The following is a 16,209-nucleotide window of genomic DNA, read 5'->3' on the forward strand; positions in this document are numbered from 1 at the left end:
TCGCCGGGCTACGCCTCCGCGCGGGGCAGGCTGCTCGCCGAGACGAGCGTGCGGATGGCGCGCAGCGCGACCGACAGGGTGGCCAGGTCGAAGTTGTCGCTCTCCCAGATCTCCGACAGCGTCTGCCGCGAGCGTCCGACCGCCGCCGAGTTGGCCTCCGACCAGCGGGCCAGCCGCTCCTCCGGAGGCAGCCCCGGCGTGCTGTGGGCCAGCACGTCACGGGTGAGCGAGGCGTGCGCCGCGTACAGGTCGTCGCGCAGGGCGGCCCGCGCCATCGCGTTCCACCGGTTGTCGCGGGGCAGCGCGATGACCCGCTCGCGCAGCCGGGCGAGCTGGAGGCGGTCGGCCAGGTCCCAATAGACCTCGGCCACCTCGTTGACCGGCCGCCCGGTCACCGACGCGACCTCGACCAGGTCGAACGTCGAGTAGGCGGGCACCATGGCCGCGACCCGCTCGGCGAGGTCGGCCGGGACGCCCCGCGCCACGAACGAGTCGCGGCGCTCCTCGAAGGCGGCCAGGTCGGGCCCGGTCAGCAGCTTGGGCATGTGGGTGAGCAGCCCGTTGACGCCCTTGACGAAGAAGCCGATCGAGCCCGCCAGGTCCAGCGGGGGCCGCCGGTTGGTGAGCAGCCACCGGGTGCCGCGCTCGGCGAGCTTGCGCGCCTCCAGGAGCATGGCGAGCTGGGTGGCGTTGTCGACCTGGTTGTCCAGGGCGTCGATCTGCCGGTAGAAGCTGGCGAAGTCGAAGACCTCGCGGGCGACCAGGTAGGCGCGGGCGATGTCGGGCGTGGACGCGCCCGTCTCCTCCCCGACGCGGAACATGAACGTGGTGCCCATCGAGTTGACGAGCTCGTTCACCACGCCGGTGGTGATGATCTCGCGTCGCAGCGGGTGCACGTCCATGTACGTCCTGAACCGGTCGCGCAGCGCCGACGGGAAGTACGACACGAGCCAGGAGGCGAGATACGGGTCGTCCGGCAGGTCGCTGCCGAGCAGCTCGGCGTCGGCCACCAGCTTGGTGTAGGCGAGCAGCACCGAGAACTCGGGGGCGGTCAGCCCCTCCCTGGCCTGGCGGCGCTCGGCGAGCACCTTGTCCGACGGCAGGAACTCCAGCTCCCGGTTGACCAGCCCGTCCCGTTCCAGGCGGCGCAGGTAGCGGGCGTGGATGTGGAGCATCTCGACCGACTGGGCGCGGGCGGCGGCCAGCACCACGTTCTGCGCGTGGTTGTCGCGCAGCACCAGCTCGGCGACCTCGTCCGTCATGGACGTGAACACCTGGTTGCGCTGCTTGTCGGTCAGCTCGCCGTCGCGGACGACCTGGTCGAGCAGGATCTTGATGTTGACCTCGTGGTCGGAGGTGTCGACCCCGGCCGAGTTGTCGATGAAGTCGGTGTTGACCAGGCCGCCGTTGAGCGCGAACTCTATGCGGGCGAGCTGGGTGAAGCCCAGGTTTCCGCCCTCGCCGATGACCTTGCAGCGCAGGTCGGCGGCGTCGACGCGCAGCGGGTCGTTGGCCTTGTCGCCGACGTCGGCGTTCGACTCGGACGACGCCTTGACGTACGTGCCGATGCCGCCGTTCCACAGCAGGTCGACGGGGGCGCGCAGGATGGCGCTGATGAGGTCGTTGGGCGCCAGCGAGGTGACGTCGGCGGGGATGCCGAGCGCCTCGCGCATCTGCGGGGTGATCTGGACGGACTTGGCGGTGCGGGGGAAGACGCCGCCGCCCGCCGAGATCAGCTCGGGGTCGTAGTCGGCCCAGGAGCTGCGGGGCAGCTCGAACAGGCGGCGCCGCTCGGCGTAGGAGCGGGCGGCGTCGGGGTCGGGGTCGACGAAGACGTGGCGGTGGTCGAAGGCGGCCACCAGCCGGATGTGCTGCGACAGCAGCATGCCGTTGCCGAACACGTCGCCCGACATGTCGCCGATGCCGGCCACGGTGAAGTCGGTCGTCTGCACGTCCACGCCGGTGGTGCGGAAGTGGTACTTGACCGATTCCCAGGCGCCCCGGGCGGTGATGCCCATGGCCTTGTGGTCGTAGCCGATCGAGCCGCCGGAGGCGAAGGCGTCGCCGAGCCAGAAGCCGTACTCCTTGGCGACGCCGTTGGCGATGTCGGAGAACGTCGCGGTGCCCTTGTCGGCGGCCACGACCAGGTAGGTGTCGTCGCCGTCGTGCCTGACGACGTCCGGCGGGGGCACGACCTTGCCGTCGACGAGGTTGTCGGTGACGTCGAGCAGGCCGGAGATGAACATCCGGTAGCAGGCGACGCCCTCGGCGAGCAGTTCCTCGCGCGACCCGCCCACGGGCGGCCGCTTGACGACGAAGCCGCCCTTGGAGCCGGTCGGCACGATCACGGTGTTCTTCACCATCTGGGCCTTGACCAGGCCGAGGATCTCCGTCCGGAAGTCCTCCATGCGGTCCGACCAGCGCAGCCCGCCCCGGGCCACCTTCCCGAACCGCAGGTGCACGCCCTCCACGCGGGGCGAGTAGACGAAGATCTCGAACTTCGGCCGGGGCAGCGGCAGCACGCTGATCGCCTGCGGGTCGACCTTCAGCGAGATGTACGGCTTGCGCCGCCCGTCGACCGTCTGGAAGTAGTTGGTGCGCAGCGTCGCCTGGATCATCTCCAGGTACGCGCGCAGGATCCGGTCCTCGTCGAGCGAGGCGACCTCGTCGAGCGCGCCCAGGATCTCCTCGTGCAGCGCCTCGGCCAGGTCGAACCGCGACTCGTCGGTGCGCCGCGGGTCCAGCCGGGCCTCGAACAGCTTGACGAGCAGCCGGGCCAGCCGGATGTTGCCCAGCACCACCCGCTCCATGTAGCGCTGGGAGAAGGTGCTGCCCGCCTGGCGCAGGTACTGCGCGTAGACGCGCAGGATCTCGACCTGCTCCCAGGTCAGCCCGGCCTTCAGGATGAGCGCGTTGAAGTTGTCGGCCTGCACGTCGCCCCGCCACAGGGCCATGAGCCCGTCCTGGAAGAGCTGCTTGAACGCGTCGCGGTCGACCTCGGGAGAGGGCGTGTAGCGCAGCCCGAAGTCGTAGATCCAGGCGTTCTTGGTGCGCGGGTCGTTGTCGCGGTCGATCTCGTACGGCCGCTCGTCGACGACCTCGACGCCGAGGCGCTGGATGAGCGGCAGCACCTGGGACAGGGAGATCGGCGAGCCGACCTTGTAGATCTTCAGGCGCCGCTCGCCCTCGGCCGCGTCGTACGGCTCGTACAGGTTGATCTCGATCTCGCCGTCGGCGGCGACCTGCTCCAGGCGGCGCAGGTCGTTGACCGCCATCTTGGGCGGGAAGTCGGCCTTGTAACCCTCGGGGAAGGCGGACTGGTAGCGCCTCAGGAGGGCCGGGGCCTCCTCCTCGGAGGTCAGCTCCAGCAGCGCCGAGCCCAGGTCGTCGGTCCACGAGCGGGTGATCGCGGCCAGCCGCGCCTCCAGCTCCTCCACGTCCACGCCCGGCGGCGGGAGTTGCTTGCCGCGCTCGCCGCGGATCACCACGTGCAGCCGGGCCAGCGCGGACTCGCCGATCATCGCGCTGTAGTCGAGCGTCCGCCCGCCCAGCGCCTTGAGCAGCACCTCCTGCATCCGCAGCCGCACGTCCGTGGTGTAGCGGTCGCGCGGCAGGTAGATCAGGCAGGAGATGTAGCGCCCGTAGTCGTCGCGGCGCAGGAACAGCTTGACCTGCTTGCGCTCGCGCAGCCGCAGCACGCCCATCGCGATCGGCAGGAGCTGGTCGATCGAGGTCTGGAACAGCTCGTCACGCGGGAACGTCTCCAGGATCTCGATGAGGTCCTTGCCGTCGTGGCTGTCGGGGGTCAGCCCGGCCAGTTGCAGCACGTCGGCGAGCTTGCGGCGCAGCACCGGGATGCGCGAGATCGACTCGTTGTAGGCGACGTGCGTGAACAGGCCGAGGAAACGGCGCTCGCCGATCACCTCGCCGTCGGGCGAGAACAGCTTGACGCCGATGTAGTCCAGGTAGGCGGCGCGGTGGACGGTGGCGCGCGAGTTGGCCTTGGTGATGATCAGGAGCTGCTTCTCGCGGGCCTTGGCGCGCACCTCGGGCGGCAGCACCGAGAAGCTCTCCGAGCCGATCTTGTCGTGGCGCAGGATGCCGAGCGCGGCGCCGGGCAGCGCGCGCAGCGCCTCGCCCTGCTCGGTCTCCTCCAGCCGGTACTCGCGGTAGCCGAGGAAGGTGAAGTGCCCGTCGGCGAGCCAGCGCAGCAGGTCGAGGCTGTCCTCGACCTCGGCGGGCTCCAGCGGCGGCGGGTTGACGCTCAGGTCCTCGGCGGTCTGCACGGCCAGCGCGCGCATCTTGGCGAAGTCCTCGACCGCGTGGCGCACGTCGGTGAGCACCCGCTGCAGGTCGGTCTCCAGGCTCCGCAGGACCTCGGGGTCCGGCTGCCTGTCGATCTCGATGTGCATCCAGGACTCGACCAGCATCTGGCCGGTGACGTCCTCCTGGCCGCGGCCGAGCATCCTGCCCGTCATGTCGCGGCGCACCCGCATCTGCGGGTGGACCACCAGATGCATGCCGATGCCGTGCCGGTCGAGCTCCATGGTCACGGAGTCGACGAGGAACGGCATGTCGTCGGTGACGACCTCCACGACGGAGTGGCCCGGGTCCCACCCGTTCTCGTCCAGGGTGGGGGTGTAGGCACGGACGACGGCTCTGCCCTGGGGGCGCGTCTCGGCGAGCTGGCGCTGGGACATCGCCGGGCCGTACACGTCGACGGGGTTGCGATCGAGCAGGTCCTCCGGCGCGACGTGCCGGTAGTAGACGCGCAGGAAGGACAGTGCCTCATCGGGGCTCACATGATCGCTGCTCACCGCGCACCGTTGCGCGGCTCTTTGGAGCAGCTCATCCTTGGCCTCGTCGAGCGGCATTTCGCTCTCACTCCTTTGTGAGGGTTCGCCTGGACTTCTCACAGCCAGGCTCTGAGTTCCCACAGCTGCGGGAAGTAGTGCAGTCGGACGCGTCCCCGCAGGTAGGGTGCGCCCGTCGAGCCGCCGGTGCCCGATTTCGTACCGATCTGCCGTTCGACCATCTGCACGTGGCGCATGCGCCACTGTGCGGTGGTCTCGTCATGCGTCAGCAGGTCTTCGGCCAGTTGCCACAGGTCGTCGTACGACCGGCGGTCCCTCGCCACGGCCAGCAGCGAGCCCATGATCTCGTCATCGTCGGAGACCGGCAGGCCACGCTGGGAGAGGGCGGTCAGATAAGCATCCCACAGCGTGGGCTCCTCCAGTCGCCGTCTCAGCCGGGCGATCTCGGTGTCGTCGGCGTCGCGGAGCCGCGCGAGGTAGCGGGCGTCCTTGGCGCCTGACAGGAACTCCAGCTCGCGGAACTGCACGGACTGGAACCCGCTGGCCGGCGCCAGCTTGGACCGGAACGCCAGGAAGTCCTGGGGCGTCATCGTCTCCAGGACCTCGACCTGCTCGATCAGCACCCGCTCCACCGCGTGCACCCGCTTGAACTGGTGCCGAGCCCGCCACAGCTCACCGTCGAACATGGCGGTCCTGGCCACCTCCAGCTCGTGCAGCAGCAGCTTGAACCACAGCTCGTAGACCTGGTGGATGGTGATGAACAGCAGCTCGTCGGGCGCCTGCGACTCGGGGCGCTGCTGGTCGAGCAGCTCGGGCAGGCGCAGGTAGCCGCCGTAGGACAGGCGGCCGCCCTCCTCACCGAACTGGCGGTCGCGAGGAGCGGCCGCATCTTCGCCGATGCCCACCGAACACCTCCCCTGACCGCCCGGTCCTGGGTGACCGGGCGTACGCCTCGCCGTACCGATATCACCCGAAAAGGGGAAATACGTCAACGCGACATCGACATCGGCGGATCGTCTCCGGAGGAGGCGGAGGGCTCGCGTTTGAGCTCGTCGAGCCGGTCGGGAACCCCGGCGAGCTCGACCAGCTCGGCCTGGCACCGTGCGCACACGTCGAGGTGACGCTCGAACGCCTCGTGCTCCTCGTCGTCGAGGACGCCGAGAACGTAGGCGGCCACCCCGTCATGCATCAGCCGGCTACCCCCTTGTCCCGCAAAAGTTCACGGAGCGCCCGGATGCCGTAGTAGAGCCGGGACTTCACCGTGCCCGGCGGGATCCCCAGAATCTCCGCCGCTTCACTTATCGTACGGTCCCGAAGGTAGGTCTGTTCAATGACTTCACGGTGTTCGTCCGAAAGGCTACGGAGCGCATCGGCGACCACGATGGCCGACAACGCGCGCTCGGAGCCGTCCGGCACCGCGAGCATGTCGACCTCAGGCGGCTCGACCTCGTGAGGTCTCACGCTCCTGCGCCGACGTCCGTCGATGACGATTCTGCGGGCTACTGTCAGCAGCCACGCCCAGATGAGGCCCGGTTCCCATTGCAGTCTTGCCGAGTTACGCCAAGCTCGGACGATCGTCTCCTGCACCACGTCCTCGGCCCATTGAAGATCGTTACCGGTCGACTTGCGTACGTGGCGCAGTAGAGGGCCGCCGAACTCTTGGTAAAGCACCGCGATGCGGTGCTCGGCCTCGGCATCCGCACTCTCGAACCTGCCGTCGAGGTGACCTAGCACGGGGCACATCTTTACACCTTCGTTATCACTCTGGCAGCCACTCCGATAACTCCAGTCATTTCTAACTATCTCTGGGCATAGCTGAACCAGTCGGGAAAAGACCGCGTACCTTCGACCATGCACAGGCTTTTGCGCGGCGAAGTAGTGATGTTCGGCGGCTTCGCACTCGCGGCATCGCTCACGATTCTGCTGATCATGCCGCAGGCGAACACCGCCGTCCTGACCGAGGTCACCCAGACGGCCGCCGGCCCCCTCGGGCCGGCCGACCGCGACTTCCTGGTCAAGGTACGGCAGGCGGGTCTCTGGGAGATCCCCGTCGGGCAGTGGGCCCAGCAACGAGGCGACTCCGCGCGGGTCAAGGACGTCGGAGCGCACCTCGTGGAGGACCACAAGAAGCTCGACGCCCAGGTCCGCCGGTTGGCTGCACGGCTCGCCGTGCCGCTGCCCGACCGGCCGAGCCCGGACCAGCAACGGTGGATGGCTCAACTGGCCGCCGAGACCGGTCCGGCGTTCGACCGGGACTTCGCCAGGCTGCTGCGCGCCGCGCACGGCAAGGTGTTCGCCGTCGTGGCGGACGTCCGAGCCGGCACCCGCAACACGGAGATCAGAAAGTTCGCCCAGACGGCGGTGACGGTGGTCATGCGCCACATGACGCTGCTGGAGTCCACCGGGCTCGTCGACTTCGACGAGCTGCCCGAACCCCCGATGCCCGTACCCGCAGCACCCGCCCCCGCGGCGGCCGACCCAAGGAGACAACCTTGAGATCCAGACGCATGGCCGCGGCCATGTCCGCCCTGGCCATGGTGGCCGGCGGGCTGGTGTCCGCGGCCGTCATCGGCAGCGCGCCACCAGCCAGCGCGGACCAGTGCGAGGTCGACAATCAGCGACCCCCGGACCAGCGCCAGGACCAGGCCCCGCAGGACCCCGAGGAGCAGGTGCCGCAGGACCCCGACGACCAGGCCCCCCAGGACCCGCAGGAACCCCAGGACCCGCAAGCCCCTCAGGACCAGGACCAGGACCAGGACCAGGACCAGAACCGGGACCGGGACCAGAACCAGGACCGGGACCGGGGGCAGCAGCAGGACGACGGCGACGTGTTCGTCCAGGGCGGGGGCGTCGCGCCGGCGCTGGAGCCCGTCGAGGAGCCCACCGCGGAGACCTTCGGCCGCCGAGGCCGCCCCACCCGCACCCCCACCCAGCAGCCCACCCAGCAGCCCACGGACGAGCCCACAGAGGAGCCCACCGGCCAGCCCACCGAGGAGCCCACCGAGTCCCCGTCGCCCTCCCCCTCCCCCACCGGTGAGGAGAGCGACTGCACCGACGTCGGCCCCTTCCCCGCCGACTTCGTCGACATCCGGCAGGTCCCGCCGTCCCAGGGCGACGCGCGCCTCGGCCGGACCGGCTCCCGAGGCTCGTTCGTCTCCCGCTGCGGGACGAACGGCGAAGGCCACCACAACCCGGACAACTTCATCGTCGCCCCCGGAGTCCGCAACGGCGCACACCACCTGCACGACTACGTGGGCAACCTGTCGGCCGACGCCTTCTCGACCGACGAGAGCCTGGAGGCGTCCGGCACCACCTGCCGCCTGGGCGACAAGTCCACCTACTACTGGCCGGTGCTCCGCAACCGCCAGGTGGACGCCAACGCCGACGACCCGGACGGCAACGTGGGCCAGGTGCTCCGGCCGCGCTCGGTGACGCTGCAGTTCCGTGGCAACGCGACCTCCCGCGTGACGGCCATGCCCCGCTTCCTGCGGATCATCATGGGCGACGCCAAGGCCGCGACGAACGGCGGCGCCAACGCCCGCGCAGGCTGGAGCTGCACCGGCTTCACCAACCGGATCAGCCCGGACAAGTACCCGCTGTGCCCGCGCGGCAGCCAGGTGGCCCGCATCCTGGACTTCCCGAGCTGCTGGGACGGCCAGAACACCGACAGCGCCAACCATCGCAACCACATCGTCTTCCCCGACGAGGGCGGCGCCTGCCCGCAGGGCACCAGGGCGGTCCCGCAGTTGCGGATGACGCTGACGTACTCGGTGCCGCCGGGCCGCTCGTTCGCCGTGGACGCCTTCCCCGAACAGCTGCACAACCCGGTCACGGACCACGCGGACTTCGTGAACGTGATGCCCGACCGCCTGATGTCGTTCGCCGTCAACTGCATCAACCGCGGCCGGCGCTGCTGACCCGGCGACCCTCCCGAGTCGCACCCTCACCCGACCTTGGAGGGAACCGATGCTCCACAGAAGACAGCCGCGGCACGCCCCGGGCGGCCTGGACGCCAGGAACGTCCGGCTCGGGGTGAGCGCGTCGATCGCCGCCGTCCTGCTGTCGGGGATCGCCCTGACCATGACGGAACGCGGGATCGAGCTGCTCGGCCGCGGGGTGGCCTTCCTTGAGTACTTCGCCGGCGTGTTCGCGCTGGTGTCGCTGACGGCGACGGTGGCGCTCGGGCTGCTCACCACCGAGCGCGTGTTCCTGTCGCCGGCGAACCGGGTCCGCGCGCAGCTCGCCCACCGGGCGGCGGCGTTCGCGGGCACGGCGTTCCTGCTCACGCACGTGGCGCTGATGGTCTCGCTGGGGCACGTGCCGCCGGCCGCGCTGCTGATCCCGATGGCGGGGATCTGGGTGGGCCTGGGCACGCTGGCCTTCGACCTGATGATCGTCGTCGTGGTGACGGGGATCGCCCGGGGCCGGTTCGCGGTGACCGGCAGGCCGTGGATGTGGCGGCTGATGCACGCCACGGCGTACGTGTCGTGGCCGGTCGCCATCCTGCACGGGCTGACGGCGGGCCGGTGGGCGGCGAGCTGGGTGGCCTGGTCGTACATGGCCAGCCTGGCGGCCGTGGCGTCGGCCCTGCTCGTGCGGCTGCTGGCCACCATGCTGCGGCCGCCGCTGATGGCCGAGCAGGTGGACGCGCCTGCGGTCAGTGCCGCTCCGGCCGAGCCGGCCGAGCGGATGGACGCGCCGGTGAGCCTCGCCGAGGCCCGGCGGAAGTACCGGGAAGCGGGATGAACCCGCACAGGACAGAGCAGGAGTGGCCTTGATCCCGCATTCGGTGCCGCGCGTGCTGCGCATGGGACCGGCCCGGCTCACCGCCGGCCTCGACCACACCCGGCGGCTCGACCTGCCGGCGCACCGCACGCTGCACGGCGACCAGGTGCCGCGCACCCTCGACGACATCATCGCCCAGGTGGAGGAGGTGGACATGCGCGGGCGGGGCGGCGCGGCGTTCCCGTTCGCGCGCAAGCTGCGGGCGGTCGCCGACGCCCGCCGCGGGCGGGAGAGCGTGGTGCTGGTCAACGGCGCCGAGGGCGAGCCCGCCAGCTCCAAGGACGCGATGCTGCTGGTCCGCAACCCGCACCTGGTGCTCGACGGCGCGGTGCTCGCGGCCGAGGCGTTGAACGCCCGCGAGGTGGTCGTCGCCACGGTCGAGGGCGAGGTCGCGGAGGCGTCGATCACCGCCGCCGTCGCCGAGCGGCGCGCCGCCAACGTGGCGGGCGCGGCCGAGAGCCGCATCGGCATCAGGGTCGTCGGCCTGCGGGAGCGGTTCATCTCCGGCGAGGGCGGCGCGCTGGTGCGGGCGGTCAACGGCATGGACCCGGTGCCGCCCGGCCGCAAGCGGCGAGCCAGCGAGAGCGGCGTCGACGGACTGCCCACGCTGCTGTCCAACACCGAGACGTTCGCCCAGCTCGCCGTGCTCGCCGAGCTGGGCCCCGAGCAGTACGCCAAGACGGGCACCAGCAGGGAGCCCGGCACCGTGCTGCTCAGCGTGAGCGGCGGGGCGGCGACGGCGGCGGTCGTGGAGGCGCCGACCGGCACGCCGCTGATCGACGTGCTCGACCTGTGCGAGGCGGAGATCGGCGACGGGGTGCTGATCGGCGGCTACCACGGCGCCTGGCTGGACGCCGAGACCGCGGTCTCCGCCGTCGTCTCGCGCGAGGGCATGAAGCTGGCGGGCGGCAGCCTCGGCGCCGGCATCGTGGTGCCGCTCGGCGAGTCGACCTGCCCGGTCGGCGAGGCCGCCCGGGTCGCCGCGTACCTGGCCGCGCAGTCGTCGGGCCAGTGCGGCCCGTGCCGGCTCGGCCTCCCGGACGTGGCGCGGGCGCTCGGCGCCCTGGTGGAGGGCACGGGCTCGATCGACGCGGTACGGCGTTCGGTGCGCTCGGTCGAGAGGCGGGGCGCGTGCTTCCATCCGGACGGCACGGCCAGGTTCGTGCTGTCGTCGCTGGACGCGTTCGAGAGCGACATCGCCCTGCACCTGGAGCACGGTTCGTGCGGCCGGCCGGTGCGCGGCGTGCTGCCGCTGCCGGAGCCGGAGGACGAGCCCGAGTATCGCCTGGACGTGGACTGGACCCGCTGCCAGGGCCACGGCCTGTGCGCGCACCTGCTGCCGGAGTTCGTGGAGCTGGACGACTACGGTTTCCCGTCGTTCCGGACGGTGCCGGGCTGGATGGTGAAGGAGGCCAGCCGCGCGGTCGGCATGTGCCCGGCCCTCGCGCTGCGGCTGGCCCGCGCCGGTTAGAGGCCGAGCAGGGGCAGGCAGGGCTCCAGGTGGTGGATCTCGATGCCGGGCACCGGGGTCCAGTCGGCCCTGGGGAGCCGGAACCTGCGGGAGACGACCGGCTTGCCCTGCCGCTTGTAGAGGGTGACGCCGTCGTCGTGGTAGCCCAGCTTGCCGGTCACGGCCAGGGACGACGGGTTGTCGGCGAACGCCTCGGTGGTGGCGTGGGCGGCGCCGAGCCCTTCGAAGGCCAGGTGCAGGATCGCGGCGCGCATCTCGGTGCCGATGCCCATGCCCTGGAAGCGGTGGCCGAGCCAGGAGCCGGACTTCACCTCGCGCAGGACGGGGAAGTCGGCGCCCATGATGCCCTGCGTGCCGACGACCTGGCCTTCGTACACGGCCACGAAGTTGAGCGACCAGTCGTCGGGGGTGAGCGCGGCCCACTGGCGGAAGTGGTACTGGATGGTGGAGCGGGCCCGGTCGGCGGGCGCGGCCTCGCTCCACGGGTGGACGAACGGCATGACGCCGGCCTCGTGCACGCCCTCGGCGGCGCGCTCGGCGAGTTCGTCGAGATCCTCGAGCGACGGGAAGCGCAGTTCGATCCTGGGGGTGGTGACTGAAAGATTGAAGAACGGCCAATTACGCATATTTTCCCACTTCCGCGATCAAACTGAAGAACACCCCATTATCGGGATTGCGGGAGCGGGCAACTCAGGCGGCGGTACTTTCCCGGGGCCATGCCGTGCTCCCTTTTGAACGCGTTCGCGAAGGCGAACTCGGACCCGTACCCGACCCGGGTGGCCACCTCGCTCAGCGGCGCGTCGGACGAGCGGAGCAGCCGGGCTGCGGTGGAGAGCCGCCACCAGGTGAGATAGCCCAGCGGCGGCTGCCCGACCAGCATGGAGAAGCGGCGTGAGAAGGCGGCCCGCGACAGCCCGGCCCGCGCGGCCAGCGACTGCACGGTCCACGGGTGGGCCGGGTCGCGGTGGATGGCGTCGAGCGCGACGCTGACGGCGGGGTCGGCGAGCGCCGCCGCCCAGCCGTGGGACTCGCACCGCTCGGGGTCGGCCTCGATGTGCGCGCGCAGGATGTAGAGCAGCAGCATGTCGAGCAGGGACGCCACGACGGTGTCGGCCCCCAGGCGCGGGTCGGCAACCTCGCTGGCCAGCAGGCTGACGGCGGTGCGCAGCTCGGGATGGTGGCCCAGCCGGGCGGGCAGGTGGATCAGGCCGGGCAGGTTGAGCAGGATCGGGTGGGAGCGCGACTCGTCGAGCCGGTAGCCGCCGCAGAGCGTCACCGTGACCGCCCCGGGCCCGCCGACGGAGGCCGAGGCGTAGAGCTGGGCCTCGTCGCCCGGGTCGCAGGCGGTGTGGGTGATGGGCGTGGTGGGAGAGTCGGCCAGCGCGTAGCCGTCGCCGCGAGGGAAGAAGATCACGTCGCCGACGCCCAGCGGGAAGGGCTCGCCCTTGTCGGGGATCACCCAGCAGGAGCCCTCCAGGATCACGTGGAACCCGGCCGAGCCGGGCCCTGAGGCGAAGCGCTGGCCCCACGGCGCGTGCCAGGCGATCCGCGTGGAGTTGGGCAGCCCGACCCGCATGCCGGCGATCACGTCACTGAGCACGTCCATGACCTGAGTCTACCGTGAAAGACGATCGCGTATAAAAGGCAGTCACTCACGCATTGGATGTCGCGTCTGAGCCTCCTACGGTTGCATCAACCGAAAGGAGCTCCACGTGAGCCGAACCATGCGGGCCGCCCGGGTGCACGCCTACGGCGGCCCGGACGTCATCCGCTACGACGAGCTCCCCGTGCCGTCGCCCGGCCCGGGCGAGGTGCTCGTGCGGCAGGCCGCGACCTCGTTCAACCCGTCGGACGCGGGCCTGCGGTCCGGGTACCTGCACGAGGCGCTGGGCATCACGCTGCCGCACACGCTGGGCTGGGACGTGGCGGGCACCGTGGCCGCGCTCGGCCCCGGCGTCACCGCCCTGGAGGTGGGTGACCCGGTCATCGGGCTGGTCGCGGGGGCCGCCGCCGAGTACGTGGTCGCGCCCGTGGACCTGCTGGCCCCGGCGCCGCGCTCGATCCCGCTAGCGCACGCGGCGGCGATCCCGGTGGCCGGGCTGACGGCGTGGCAGGCGGTCCACGAACAGGCGGGGATCGGGCAGGCGGGAAGCGGCGCCCGCGTGCTGGTCAACGGCGCGGGCGGCGGGGTCGGCCTGTTCGCCGTCCAGCTCGCCAAGCTCGCGGGCGCGACCGTGATCGCCACCGCGAGCCCGCGCAGCGCCGAGGCGGTCCGCCGGCTGGGCGCCGACGAGGTGGTCGACTACACCACCACGCCGCTGCCCGGCGGCATGGACGTGGTGCTCAACCTGGCCGCCGTGCCGCCGGAGCAGGCCGCGGCGCTGGCGCCGCTGGGCCGGACCGTCATCACGATCGCCACCCCGGTCGACGCGCCGAACGCGCGCCACTTCATCGGCCGCGCCGACGCCGGTCAGCTCACCGAGCTCGCCGGCCTGATCGACAAGGGCGAGCTCGTCGTCGAGATCGCCGAGACCCATCCCCTGACCGGCCTGACCGAGCTGCACCGCAGGGCCGAGGCCGGTCGCACCCGTGGCAAGATCCTCATCACCCTGGAGAACTCGTGATCGACATCGGCATCGTGATCGGCAGCACCCGTCCCGGACGCAACGGCGAGAACGTCGCCCGCTGGGTGCACGACCTGGCCGCCAAGCGTGACGACGCCCGGTTCGAGCTCGTGGACCTGCACGAGCACGCGCTGCCGCACCTGGACGAGCCGCAGCCCGCAGCGGCGGGCAGCTACGAGAACCCGCACACGCTGGCGTGGTCGGAGCGGATCGCCCGCTTCGACGGCTTCATCTTCGTGACGCCTGAATACAACCGCTCGACCAGCGGCGTGCTGAAGAACGCGATCGACTTCCTCTATGCCGAGTGGGCCGACAAGGCGGCGGCGTTCGTCAGCTACGGCGTCGACGGGGGCGTGCGGGCGGCCGAGCACCTGCGGCAGGTGCTCGGCCAGCTCCAGGTCGCCACCGTCCAGGCCCAGGTGACGCTCTCGCTGTTCGCCGACTTCGAGAACCTCTCCGAGTTCAGGCCCGCGGCCCACCAGGAGGAGCGCGTCACCGTCATGCTCGACCAGCTCGTCTCCTGGAGCCGGGCGCTGCGCCCGCTCAGGGCGTGAAGTAGCGCAGCACCTCCGGGTTGGCCATCGCATCCGGGTTGGCGGCCTCCTCGACCGGGGTGCCGAGCAGGATCTTGCGCACCGGGACCTCCAGCTTCTTGCCCGACAGCGTGCGGGGGATGCCGGGCACCGCGTGGATCTCGTCGGGCACGTGCCGGGGCGACAGCTCGCGGCGCAGCGTCGTGCGCAGCTCCTGCTCGAAGGCGGGGGTCAGCTCGGCGCCCTCGGCGAGGGTCACGTACAGGAGCAGCCTGCCCTCGCGGCCGAGCCGGCCGGTGTCGATGACGAGGCTGTCGACGATCGGCTCGAAGCGCTCGACGACCCGGTAGAACTCGCTGGTGCCCATCCGGACGCCGCCCCGGTTGAGCGTGGAGTCGGAGCGGCCGTAGATGACGCAGCTCCCGTCGCGCTCCAGCTTGATCCAGTCGCCGTGGCGCCACACGCCGGGGTAGACGTCGAAGTAGCTGTCGCGGTAGCGCTCGCCGGTCGGGTCGTTCCAGAACATCACCGGCATCGACGGCATCGGCGCGGTCAGCACCAGCTCCCCGACCTCGCCGAAGACCGGTTTGCCCGAGGGGTCGAAGGACTCGACCCGGGCGCCCAGCGACCGGCACGGGATGACGCCCGCCCGGATCGGGTGCAGCACGGTCGCGCCGACGAACCCGGTGCACACGTCGGTGCCGCCGGAGAACGACCCGAGCGGCACCCCGGGCAGCTTCTCCGCCACCCAGGCGAACCCTTCGGGCGGCAGCGGCGACCCGGTCGAGCCGATGCCGCGCAGCCGCTCCAGCCCTTCGGGCGTCAGGCCCGCCTTCAGCGAGGCCATGATGTACGGCGCGCCCACGCCGAAGTAGGTCACCCCTTCGGTGGCGGCGATGCGCCACAGCGCGGCGGGCGAGGGATGCGTGGCCGCGCCGTCGTAGAGCACCGGCGTGGCCCCGACCAGCAGGGCGCCGATGAGGTAGTTCCACATCATCCAGCCCGTGGTGGTGTACCAGAAGAACACGTCGCCCTCCCCCAGGTCCTGGTGGAAGGTGAGCGACTTCAGGTGCTCCAGCACCACGCCGCCGTGCCCGTGCACGATCGGCTTGGGCAGCCCGGTGGTGCCGCTGGAGTAGAGGATCCACAGCGGGTGGCCGAACGGCACGCGCTCGAACTCCAGCGGCGCGCTCTGCGCGCGCAGCCCCTCCCAGCCGATCACCTCGCCGCGCGGCAGCTCCTCGTCGTGGCCGGGCGCGGGCTCGGCCTGCTGCGGCGCGCGCCCCTCGTCCACGGCGGCCAGGTACGGGATCCACACGGTGGCGCGCAGGCCGGGCAGCGCGGCGGCGATCTCGTTGACGGCGGCCGAGCGGTCGTAGGTCTTGCCGTTGTAGTGGTAGCCGTCGACCGCGATGAGCACCTTGGGCTCGATCTGCTTGAACCGGTCGACCACGCTGGGCACGCCGAAGTCGGGCGACCCGGCCGACCAGATCGCCCCCAGAGAGGCGGTGGCCAGGAACGCGATCAGCGCCTGCGGGATGTTCGGCAGGTAGCCGGCCACCCGGTCGCCGCGCCCGACCCCGAGCCGGACCAGCCCGGCGCGCACCCGCGCCACCTCCTCGCGCAGCTCGGCGTAGCTGATCTCCTGCCGGGCGCCGTCCTCGGAGACGAACACCACGGCCACGCCGTCGGTGCGGCGCAGCGCGTTCTCGGCGTAGTTGAGCGTGCTTCCGGTGAACCATTCGGCGCCGGGCATCGTTCCGGAGATGACGGGCCCGTCGCCACGCTCCCCGATGACCTCGAAGTAGTCCCAGATCGACGTCCAGAACTCCTCCGGCCGCTCGACCGACCAGCGCCACACGTCCTCGTAGGGCTCACCGGCGCGGCCCACCGACTCCAGATAGCGCGTCAGCCGCGCCCGTCCGGTGGTCTCGTCGGTGGGTTCCCAGAGCAGTGCACCTTCAGCAACCATGTGCCCCATC

General features: G+C 71.2%; 13 protein-coding genes. 6 read left to right on the forward strand and 7 right to left on the reverse strand.

Annotated features, from left to right (window positions below):
- Nucleotides 1–8: 8 nt before the first annotated feature.
- The 4 genes from ACBI99_RS11390 to ACBI99_RS11405 form a co-directional block, all read right to left on the reverse strand.
- Complete coding sequence (locus tag ACBI99_RS11390; RefSeq protein WP_219499533.1) at nucleotides 9–4,874, reverse strand: NAD-glutamate dehydrogenase; 4,866 nt, start codon at nucleotides 4,872–4,874, stop codon at nucleotides 9–11.
- Nucleotides 4,875–4,912: 38 nt separating this feature from the next.
- The gene (locus tag ACBI99_RS11395; RefSeq protein ID WP_219499535.1) at nucleotides 4,913–5,719 is read right to left on the reverse strand and encodes a tryptophan 2,3-dioxygenase; all 807 of its coding nucleotides are present in this window, start codon (nucleotides 5,717–5,719) and stop codon (nucleotides 4,913–4,915) included.
- An 83-nt stretch (nucleotides 5,720–5,802) separates the two neighbouring features.
- Entirely contained in the window at nucleotides 5,803–6,003 is a 201-nt protein-coding gene (locus ACBI99_RS11400; protein ID WP_219499537.1) for a zf-HC2 domain-containing protein, read from the reverse strand.
- On the reverse strand, nucleotides 6,003–6,548 hold the full coding sequence (locus ACBI99_RS11405) for a sigma-70 family RNA polymerase sigma factor (protein WP_219499940.1): 546 nt from the start codon (nucleotides 6,546–6,548) through the stop codon (nucleotides 6,003–6,005). Before ACBI99_RS11405 ends, ACBI99_RS11400 begins: the two co-directional genes overlap by 1 nt.
- Before the next feature lie 117 nt (nucleotides 6,549–6,665).
- Between ACBI99_RS11405 and ACBI99_RS11410 the strand changes: the two genes are divergently transcribed.
- From ACBI99_RS11410 to ACBI99_RS11425, 4 genes are read left to right on the forward strand one after another with little or no spacing between them, the layout of a single operon-like run.
- Nucleotides 6,666–7,310 (forward strand): DUF4142 domain-containing protein, encoded by a 645-nt coding sequence (locus ACBI99_RS11410; protein ID WP_219499539.1) that lies wholly within the window; start codon nucleotides 6,666–6,668, stop codon nucleotides 7,308–7,310.
- Nucleotides 7,307–8,731, forward strand: a complete 1,425-nt coding sequence (locus tag ACBI99_RS11415; protein WP_375072275.1) for a DUF1996 domain-containing protein — start codon at nucleotides 7,307–7,309, stop codon at nucleotides 8,729–8,731. The genes ACBI99_RS11410 and ACBI99_RS11415 overlap by 4 nt, the downstream gene beginning before the upstream one ends.
- 49 nt (nucleotides 8,732–8,780) lie before the next feature.
- Nucleotides 8,781–9,560 carry a hypothetical protein gene (locus ACBI99_RS11420; RefSeq protein WP_219499541.1) on the forward strand — a complete coding sequence of 260 codons (780 nt, stop codon included), beginning with the start codon at nucleotides 8,781–8,783 and terminating at the stop codon, nucleotides 9,558–9,560.
- A gap of 28 nt (nucleotides 9,561–9,588) precedes the next feature.
- Nucleotides 9,589–11,070 carry an NADH-ubiquinone oxidoreductase-F iron-sulfur binding region domain-containing protein gene (locus ACBI99_RS11425; protein ID WP_308125577.1) on the forward strand — a complete coding sequence of 494 codons (1,482 nt, stop codon included), beginning with the start codon at nucleotides 9,589–9,591 and terminating at the stop codon, nucleotides 11,068–11,070.
- Here the strand turns inward: ACBI99_RS11425 and ACBI99_RS11430 are convergent.
- Complete coding sequence (locus tag ACBI99_RS11430) at nucleotides 11,067–11,696, reverse strand: GNAT family N-acetyltransferase (RefSeq protein ID WP_219499542.1); 630 nt, start codon at nucleotides 11,694–11,696, stop codon at nucleotides 11,067–11,069. The two genes, ACBI99_RS11425 and ACBI99_RS11430, sit on opposite strands and share 4 nt — an antisense overlap.
- Nucleotides 11,697–11,734: 38 nt before the next feature.
- A complete protein-coding gene (locus tag ACBI99_RS11435; RefSeq protein ID WP_219499544.1) occupies nucleotides 11,735–12,676 on the reverse strand; it encodes an AraC family transcriptional regulator in 942 nt (313 codons plus the stop codon).
- A 106-nt stretch (nucleotides 12,677–12,782) separates the two neighbouring features.
- Here ACBI99_RS11435 and ACBI99_RS11440 point away from each other — a divergent pair, with 106 nt between their 5' ends.
- Both ACBI99_RS11440 and ACBI99_RS11445 read left to right on the forward strand, forming a co-directional pair.
- Complete coding sequence (locus ACBI99_RS11440; protein ID WP_375072276.1) at nucleotides 12,783–13,694, forward strand: NADP-dependent oxidoreductase; 912 nt, start codon at nucleotides 12,783–12,785, stop codon at nucleotides 13,692–13,694.
- Nucleotides 13,691–14,248 carry an NADPH-dependent FMN reductase gene (locus ACBI99_RS11445; RefSeq protein WP_219499546.1) on the forward strand — a complete coding sequence of 186 codons (558 nt, stop codon included), beginning with the start codon at nucleotides 13,691–13,693 and terminating at the stop codon, nucleotides 14,246–14,248. The genes ACBI99_RS11440 and ACBI99_RS11445 overlap by 4 nt, the downstream gene beginning before the upstream one ends.
- On the opposite strand, the gene ACBI99_RS11450 is transcribed toward ACBI99_RS11445, so the two are convergent.
- On the reverse strand, nucleotides 14,238–16,199 hold the full coding sequence (locus ACBI99_RS11450) for an acetoacetate--CoA ligase (protein ID WP_219499548.1): 1,962 nt from the start codon (nucleotides 16,197–16,199) through the stop codon (nucleotides 14,238–14,240). The genes ACBI99_RS11445 and ACBI99_RS11450 overlap by 11 nt on opposite strands.
- Nucleotides 16,200–16,209 lie beyond the last annotated feature (10 nt).

The organism is Nonomuraea sp. ATR24 (assembly GCF_041950485.1).
Lineage (GTDB): Bacteria > Actinomycetota > Actinomycetes > Streptosporangiales > Streptosporangiaceae > Nonomuraea > Nonomuraea ceibae.

Excerpts from the sequence above, each read along its gene's own strand:
- ACBI99_RS11390 (WP_219499533.1), bottom strand. The coding sequence starts at position 4,874 with ATGCCGCTCGACGAGGCCAAGGATGAGCTGCTCCAAAGAGCCGCGCAA.
- ACBI99_RS11400 (WP_219499537.1), bottom strand. The coding sequence starts at position 6,003 with ATGCATGACGGGGTGGCCGCCTACGTTCTCGGCGTCCTCGACGACGAG.
- ACBI99_RS11410 (WP_219499539.1), top strand. The coding sequence starts at position 6,666 with ATGCACAGGCTTTTGCGCGGCGAAGTAGTGATGTTCGGCGGCTTCGCA.
- ACBI99_RS11420 (WP_219499541.1), top strand. The coding sequence starts at position 8,781 with ATGCTCCACAGAAGACAGCCGCGGCACGCCCCGGGCGGCCTGGACGCC.
- ACBI99_RS11430 (WP_219499542.1), bottom strand. The coding sequence starts at position 11,696 with ATGCGTAATTGGCCGTTCTTCAATCTTTCAGTCACCACCCCCAGGATC.
- ACBI99_RS11435 (WP_219499544.1), bottom strand. The coding sequence starts at position 12,676 with ATGGACGTGCTCAGTGACGTGATCGCCGGCATGCGGGTCGGGCTGCCC.
- ACBI99_RS11450 (WP_219499548.1), bottom strand. The coding sequence starts at position 16,199 with ATGGTTGCTGAAGGTGCACTGCTCTGGGAACCCACCGACGAGACCACC.